This is a genomic window from Streptomyces sp. NTH33 (assembly GCF_003236365.1).
Taxonomy (GTDB): domain Bacteria; phylum Actinomycetota; class Actinomycetes; order Streptomycetales; family Streptomycetaceae; genus Streptomyces.
Genome location: NZ_POTZ01000349.1, coordinates 1 through 7,402 on the forward strand (window position 1 = coordinate 1; position 7,402 = coordinate 7,402).

7 protein-coding genes are annotated in these 7,402 nt (G+C 71.1%); 6 read left to right on the plus strand and 1 reads right to left on the minus strand.

The window, feature by feature from the left end:
- Positions 1–1,047, minus strand: a 1,047-nt coding sequence (locus C1I97_RS26800) for a LacI family DNA-binding transcriptional regulator (protein ID WP_111005726.1), incomplete at its 3' end; no start/stop codon positions are given.
- 286 nt (positions 1,048–1,333) lie between these two features.
- Between C1I97_RS26800 and uriH the strand changes: the two genes are divergently transcribed.
- The 6 genes from uriH (at position 1,334) to C1I97_RS26825 (ending at position 7,299) form a co-directional block, all read left to right on the plus strand.
- Positions 1,334–2,281, plus strand: a complete 948-nt coding sequence (gene uriH / locus C1I97_RS26805) for a uridine-preferring nucleoside hydrolase UriH (protein WP_111005727.1) — start codon at positions 1,334–1,336, stop codon at positions 2,279–2,281.
- Positions 2,278–3,720: a uridine transporter UriT gene (gene uriT / locus C1I97_RS26810; protein WP_111005728.1), complete on the plus strand. Its 1,443-nt coding sequence runs from the start codon at positions 2,278–2,280 to the stop codon at positions 3,718–3,720. Before uriH ends, uriT begins: the two co-directional genes overlap by 4 nt.
- A 270-nt stretch (positions 3,721–3,990) precedes the next feature.
- On the plus strand, positions 3,991–4,122 hold the full coding sequence (locus C1I97_RS41795) for a hypothetical protein (protein WP_258382751.1): 132 nt from the start codon (positions 3,991–3,993) through the stop codon (positions 4,120–4,122).
- Positions 4,123–4,644: 522 nt separating this feature from the next.
- Positions 4,645–5,154, plus strand: a complete 510-nt coding sequence (locus C1I97_RS26815; protein WP_073945966.1) for a hypothetical protein — start codon at positions 4,645–4,647, stop codon at positions 5,152–5,154.
- 145 nt (positions 5,155–5,299) lie between these two features.
- Positions 5,300–6,751 (plus strand): flotillin family protein, encoded by a 1,452-nt coding sequence (locus C1I97_RS26820; RefSeq protein WP_111005729.1) that lies wholly within the window; start codon positions 5,300–5,302, stop codon positions 6,749–6,751.
- 230 nt (positions 6,752–6,981) lie between these two features.
- On the plus strand, positions 6,982–7,299 hold the full coding sequence (locus C1I97_RS26825; RefSeq protein WP_111005730.1) for a helix-turn-helix domain-containing protein: 318 nt from the start codon (positions 6,982–6,984) through the stop codon (positions 7,297–7,299).
- The last annotated feature ends 103 nt before the right edge of the window (positions 7,300–7,402 follow it).

Genomic DNA, 7,402 nt, shown 5'->3' on the forward strand with positions numbered 1-7,402 from the left:
ACTCCCCACACCGCCGGCACCCCCCGCGCCGCGGGGAGTGCCGACGGCAAGGGGAGTGCTGGAGGCGCGTACGACGAGTTCGGGCGAGAGGCGGACGGACCGGTGTGCCTCCGCGGCCCTGCCGGCGAGCCGCTGGTCGAGGAGCCGGAGCGCCTCGGCCGCCATGTCGGCGGCGGGCTGGCGGACCGTGGTCAGGGTCGGTTCGGACAGGCTCGCCATGGGGATGTCGTCGAACCCGGTGACGGCGACCTCGCCGGGCACGTCCGCGCCGAGCTGCCGCAGGCGTTGCACCGCACCGACCGCGATGAGGTCGTTGGCGCAGACGACGGCGTCCGGGCGGGCGGGCCAGATCCGCTCCGCCGCGGCGCGTCCCCACTCCACGGAGAAGTCGCCGAGCTCGGTGCGGTCGGGAGCGGACGGGTCCAGGGCGGTGACCCCCGCCTCATAGGCCGTGCGCCGCTCGACGGCCGTCGAGGCGGTTCCGGCGGCACCCAGGAAGCAGAAACGGCGGCGTCCGGTACGGGCCAGGTGGTCCAGGACGAGGGCCATGCCGGCGGCGTTGTCGACGGCCACCGAGTCGGCGACCCCGGGACCGCAGGCGCGGTCCAGCAGCACCAGCGGCACCCGGGACGCCGCGAGCGCGACGGTGTCGCGGCTGTGCGTCTCGTCGACGGGGATGACCAGCAGCGCGTCCACCTGCCGTTCCAGCAGGGCGGTGATCCGGTCCGCCTCGGTCGCCGGGTCGTCGTCGCAGTCGGCGAGCAGCAGGCCGCGGCCCCCGGCGTGCAGGGCGTGTTCGACCTCTCGTACGAGGGAGGGGAAGAAGGGGTTCGTGATCTGCGGCAGCACCAGGCCGATGGTGCCGGTGGAGCGGCTGCGCAGGGCGCGGGCGACCTGGTTGGGGCGGTAGCCGAGGCTTTCGGCCGCGGCCCTCACGCGGCGCGCCGTCTCGGCGCCCACCGGGCGGGTGCCGGACAGCACCCGGGACACCGTGGCGACGGAGCAGCCCGATGCGCGGGCCACGTCCCGCAAGGTCACCTCGCTCACGGTGGTCCGCCCCCTTCTGTCGGTCGACTTCCCGGTGGAAACACGCCTCCCGTACCGGTGTCGGAGAACGTTATCACCCGGCTCCTCGTCTCCTGATCTGTGTGATGGAGAACAAAAGTGTAGGGGCCATTGACAACTGAGCGGGGAATGGGTGAACGTTCCGGAGAACGTTTGCCCAAACGTTTCCCCAGGCGCCGGGCCCACCTGGCGTCCCTCCGGCCGTGACCGCCCGTGGCGCCTCCGGAGATCGGTTTCACCACAGTTCAGCGAGCAAAGGGGCTCTCCGTTGGCCAGAAAGATCATCCTCGACTGCGACCCCGGGCATGACGACGCCATCGCCATGCTCCTGGCTCACGGCAACCCCGACATCGATCTGGTCGCCGTCACCACCGTGGTCGGAAACCAGACCCTGGAGAAGGTGACCCGCAACGCCCTGTCCGTGGCCCGCATCGCCGGGATCACCGGAGTGCCCTTCGCCGCGGGCTGCCCCCGGCCGCTGGTGCGCCCCATCGAGATCGCGCCGGACATCCACGGCGAGTCGGGGCTCGACGGACCCGTGCTGCCCGAGCCGACCCTGGAACTGGACCGCCGGCACGCGGTCGACCTGATCATCGACACGGTGATGTCGCACGAACCGGGCGAGATCACGATCGTGCCGACCGCCGGTCTGACCAACATCGCCATGGCCGTCCGCAAGGAACCGCGGATCGCCTCCCGCGTCCGCGAGGTCGTCCTGATGGGCGGCGGCTACCACGAGGGCAACTGGAGCGCGGTCGCCGAGTTCAACATCAAGATCGACCCCGAGGCCGCCCACATCGTCTTCAACGAGAGCTGGCCGGTCACCATGGTCGGCCTCGACCTCACCCACCAGGCGCTCGCGACGCCCGCCGTCGTCGACAAGATCGCCGCGGTCGGCACCAGGCCCGCCAAGTTCGTCCTGGAGCTGCTGGAGTTCTTCGGCGAGATGTACGAGCAGGCGCAGGGCTTCGAGTTCCCGCCCGTGCACGACCCGTGCGCGGTCGCGTACGTCATCGACCCGGACGTCATGACGGTGCGCAAGGCCCCCGTGGACATCGAGCTCACCGGCACCCTCACCCTCGGTATGACCGTGGCGGACTTCCGGGCCCCCGCCCCGGACGACTGCCACACCCAGGTCGCCGTCAAGCTCGACCACGAGCGGTTCTGGAACCTCGTCGTGGACGCGCTCGAGCGGATTGGCGACGTCGAAGCGTGACCACTACCAGCCTTTCCACGACCGGCAGCCCGCCCGGCGCGACGCCGGGCCGCCCGGTCCGGGTCGGCGTACTGCTGACCGCACTGCTCGCCGCCTGCGTGGCCTTCCAGCTCAACGCCAGCATGCTCAGCCCGGCGCTGAAGAGCATGGAGGGCGCCCTGGGCGCCACCTCCGCCGAGATCGGGCTCACCCAGACCGCGTTCTTCACCTCGGCGGCCCTGTTCTCGCTCTTCCTGCCCCGGCTGGGCGACGTCATCGGCCGCCGCAAGGTCCTCACCGGAATGCTGGCCCTGATGGCCGTCGGCTGCGTCGTCGCCGCGTTCGCGCACAACGTGCCGGTCCTGTTCACCGGCCGCGTCCTCCAGGGCGTGAGCGGCCCGGTCGTCCCGCTGTGCCTGATCATGCTGCGCCAGGAGGTGACCGAGCCCAAGCTCTACGGCACCCTGCTCGGCGTGATCACCGCCTTCAACGGCGGAGTCGCTGGCGTCGATGCCCTCGCGGGCGGCTACCTCGCCGACCAGCACGGCTTCCAGTCGGTCTTCTGGGCAATGGCCATCGTCGCGGCCGTCGCCACGGTGATGGTCGCCCTGATGACCTCCGAGTCCAAGGCGCCCGTCGCCGCCCGCATGGACTGGCCCGGCGTCGTCCTCCTCGTCGTCTCGGTCGGCTCACTGCTCACCGCGCTGAACGAGGCCGGAAAGCTCGCCGCGGCCAACTGGCCGCTCATCGCCCTCCTCGTCGTGGTCTCCGCCGCCGCCTTCGCCCTGTTCTGGCGCACCGAGGGCCGCAGCGGGCACCCGCTGGTCGCCACGCACCACCTGCGGCAGCGCTCGACCTGGGCGCTCCTGCTGACCACGGTGCTCACCATGACGGGCGTGTTCGCCATCATGAACGGGCTGATCCCGGCGTTCGCCGAGGACGCCCAGGCCGGACTGGGCCTGTCCGCCCAGCAGTCCGCGTGGTGGACCCTCACGCCGTACGCCCTGGCCGGACTGGCCATGGGCCCGCTCGCGGGCCGGCTCGCCGCCACCTTCGGGTACGGCCGGGTCCTGCGGGTCGGCCTCGTCGGGGCCGTGGGGACCGTCGTCCTGCTGATCCTCACCCTCGGCAGCCACTCGCGCGCCCTGCTGCTGGCGGCGTCCATCCTGGTGGGCATCGCCTACGCGGGCATCGGCAACATCGTGCTCAACGGGCTCGGCATCGTGCTGTCCCCGCGCGAGAACCCCGGCTTCCTGCCCGGCCTGAACGCGGGCGCGTTCAACCTCGGCGCCGGCCTGAGCTTCGCGGCGCTGTACGCGGTCAAGACCGCGGTGGAGCCCGCGGACCCGACGTCGACCGGCGGCTACACCACCGCCATGATCACCGGCGCCGTCATCATGGCCGCCGCCATCGTGACGTCGTTCCTCATCCCCAAGCCGGTGGCCGCGGAAGCGCGCTGAGCGCGACCGCCCCGCCGGGAGGCTGGGAGAAGGACAAGGAGAAGGACAAGAACGCAGCGCGGCACGCGTCGGCCCGTACAAGCCAGTACGGGCCGACGCGTGCCGCGCTTTTCTCCGTGACGGCCGGATGACTCGCCTTCCGGTGCCCGCACCCGATCCTGCATGACACCGAAAGTTCAGCCGGTGGTCACCTGTACTCCGTCCGCGTGAAGCCACGACAGTGGACAAAGGGGGAAGTACGTCAAGCATGCACAGGAAAGGTGGCGTCCCATGCCGTACCTGCTGACCTCGCTCCTCACCAAAGCGGCAGCCGCTGTGATCGAGGCACTCGTCATCCGTCTACTCGTCCAGCTGTGGAATGCCTACGGCCGCAGTGGCCACCAGACGCCGGCCGCTGCCTGAGGCCCCGCTGATCCGACCGAGATACGTCCCCGCCCCCTGCTCCCGGCCTACGCCGTAACCTCCGACCACCGGTAGGCGTGCGCGCCGGAGAAGTCGCGCTGCCCCGGGGCAACGCGGCCGACAGGCACTCGGCGCGCAGGGCGCCGTAGGAGCGGCACCGCCGTAGGAGCGGCGCCGACCGGCCGCTCGTCCGCCGCCGCTTCCAGCCCCCGGCAACGGAGGCGCCGCCCGTGGTGCGCGCTGCCCCCGTCCCGGGGGCAGCGTGGTTTCCGGCAGAGCACGGGCCGGCCCTCAGGGCGACGGCCCGTACCGCCGTCGAGCTTCCCGCGCCCGCGCACCATGTCCGAGCACCGGGTCCGCGTACCGTGTCCGAGCCGCGGCGGAACGTCGTCGTCCGGGCGAAGGCGGTATCAAGGCGGCATCAAGAGCGTGTAAAGATTGCTGGCAACAGGCAATGTATTGTCACCCGTTCGCGTGGCAATATGCACGCACGGGGGGTCGTCGAGTGAAAGCGGGGCCCGAATGAACTGGTTTGTGGGTCTCGGGATCGCCGGACTGGTCCTGCTGGTGCTCTCACTGATCTTCGACGGGATCCTGGAAGGCCTGTTCGGCGGGGTGCTGGACGGGCTGTTCGACGGGCTGCTGTCGCTGCCGGTCATCGCTGGATTCGTGTCCATGCTCGGCTTCGGCGGGGCGATCGCACTCGGCACCACGGGTATGGGGGTCACGGGGGCAACGGCGATCGGCGTGGTGGCGGGCGTCGCCGCGGGCTGGCTGACGTGGAAATTCAGTCGCGCCCTGATGCGGGATCAGGGCGATGCCGCTCCACGGGGCGGCGATCTCGTCGGCAGCTCCGGGTCCGTGGTGACCGCCATTCCGGCCGAGGGGTACGGCGAGGTGCTGGTGTACCTCGCCGGGCAGCCGCTGAAACTGGCCGCGAAGTGTCCGGTGCCCGTGGCGCGGGGTGCCGAGGTCTGGGTGGAATCGGCGCTGTCCGCGACCTCGGTCGCGGTCCGGCCGGTCGAGCACTGACCGGCCGGAGCGCCGCGCCACACCACGACGCCCACACGCCCGCTGCCTCATCTTCCTTCCGCACCCGTTCTGATCCGTTCCTGATCCGTTCCTGATCCGTTCCGATTCGCCGTCCCCCGGGGAGGGCTGAGGGGATTTCACGCATATGAGTCCTGTACTGATCGCCGTGGTCGGAGTCGTCGTACTCCTGGTCCTGCTGGCCCTCGTGGTCGTCACCCGCTACAAGGTCGCGGGTCCCAGCGAGGCGTTCATCGTCACCGGACGGCGCGGCAAGAAGTCCACCGACCCCGAGACCGGCCGGGTCTTCACCGACAACAGCGGCCAGAAGGTCGTGGTCGGCGGCGGTGTCTTCGTCGTGCCCTTCGTCCAGCAGAAGTTCACCCTCGACCTGTCCAGCCGGCACATTCCGGTGGCCGTCCGGGGCGCGGTCACGCTGCGCGGGGTGAAGGCCAACCTGGAGGGCGTCGCCATCGTCAAGGTCGGCGGCACCGAGGACTCGATCCGCGCCGCGGCCCAGCGCTTCCTCCAGCAGCAGAACGGCATCGTCGGGTTCACCCAGGAGGTGCTGTCCGGCGCGCTGCGCTCCATCGTCGGGCGGATGTCCGTCGAGGACATCATCCGGGACCGGGCCGCCTTCGCCGGACAGGTCGCGGAGGAGGCCGAGGCCAGCCTGTCCGGGCAGGGGCTGGTGCTGGACGCCTTCCAGATCCAGGACATCACCACCGAGGGCTCCTACCTGGAGGACCTCGGCCGGCCCGAGGCGGCCCGCGCCAAGCAGGAGGCGGACATCGCCGAGGCCGTCGCCCGACGCGCTTCCGAGCAGGCCCGCCTCAAGGCGGAGGAAGAGATCGCGATCGCCCAGCGCACCTACGCCCTGAAGCAGGCCGAGATCAAGGCCGAGACGGACGAGGCCGCCGCCCGCGCCAACGCCGCCGGCCCGCTCGCCGAGGCCGCCCGGCAGCAGGAGGTCCTGCAGGAGCAGGAGAAGGTCGCCGCCCGGCAGGCCGCGCTGACCGATCGCGAACTGGACACCCAGGTCCGCAAGCCCGCCGACGCCGCCCGTTACCGGGCCGAGCAGGAGGCGGAGGCCCACCGCATAGCCCTGGTCAAGGAGGCCGAAGCGGCCGCCGAGCGGGCACGGCTCACCGGCGAGGGCGAGAAGGCCCACCGTGCGGCGCTCGCCGAGGCCGTCCGTATCGAGGGTGAGTCCGAAGCGGCCGCGATCGCCGCCAAGGGCGCGGCGGAGGCCGACGCGATGCACAAGAAGGCCGACGCCTTCGAGCGGTACGGCGACGCGGCGGTGCTCCAGATGCTGGTCGAGGTGCTCCCGCAGGTCGTCGGCAAGGCGGCCGAGCCGCTGGCGGCCGTGGACAAGCTGACCGTCATCTCCACCGACGGCGCGGGCCAACTCCCGCGCACAGTCGCCAACAACGTGGCCCAGGGCATGGAACTCCTCAGCTCCACCACCGGCGTCGACCTCGCCCAGCTCCTCCAGGGCCTTGCCGGACGCGGCACGGCCAAGGTCCCGGAGCAGGTCGAACCCTCGACTCCGGCGTCGGCCGAACGGTCCCACGTCAAGGTCGACAGCACCGAGTAGAACCCGGAACGGGGTGACGCGCTGACACGCCGACCCCCCTGACCACGGAGCCCGGACGCCCGAGCAGCGCCCGGGCTCCGCTGTTTCCGGGGCCGCCTGCAAGGCGTCACCCGTTTGAGTGTCTGGCGGGGCGTTCCTGCCCGGTGGTACCAGTGGGCCGTTCCAGTAGCGGAGGCCCGCTATGCCGAGTGGCTGGAGCATCTGGCGCGGTGGCAGGAGGAGGGAGAGGAATGACAGAGTTTCACGCCTGGGACGACGTCAAACGCGAGATCTTCGACGCGGAGGACCTCAAGGCGATCCACAGTGGCGCTCAGCGCATGGTGGCCGAGGCCCGTGCGCATCGGCTGGCCGAGATGCGAAGGCAGCTCGGCCTTACGCAGAGCGAGGTCGCCGCCCGTATGCATGTGCGGCAGGAGCGGGTGTCCGCGATCGAACGGGGGAGGACGACCGCCGCGGAAGTCGGGACGATCGCCGCCTACATCGCAGCCCTCGGGGGCCAATTGGAAATCGTCGCGAATTTCAATGGCACACGGGTTGTCGTCGCGTGAAGTGGGCCCGGATGACATGCCGAGCTTCCGCGCTCGCCGAGCGGCCTGCTCAGCCGTCCTCATGAGCGAATCCCCACCCATTCGCCCGCCGGGCGGGCTGGGT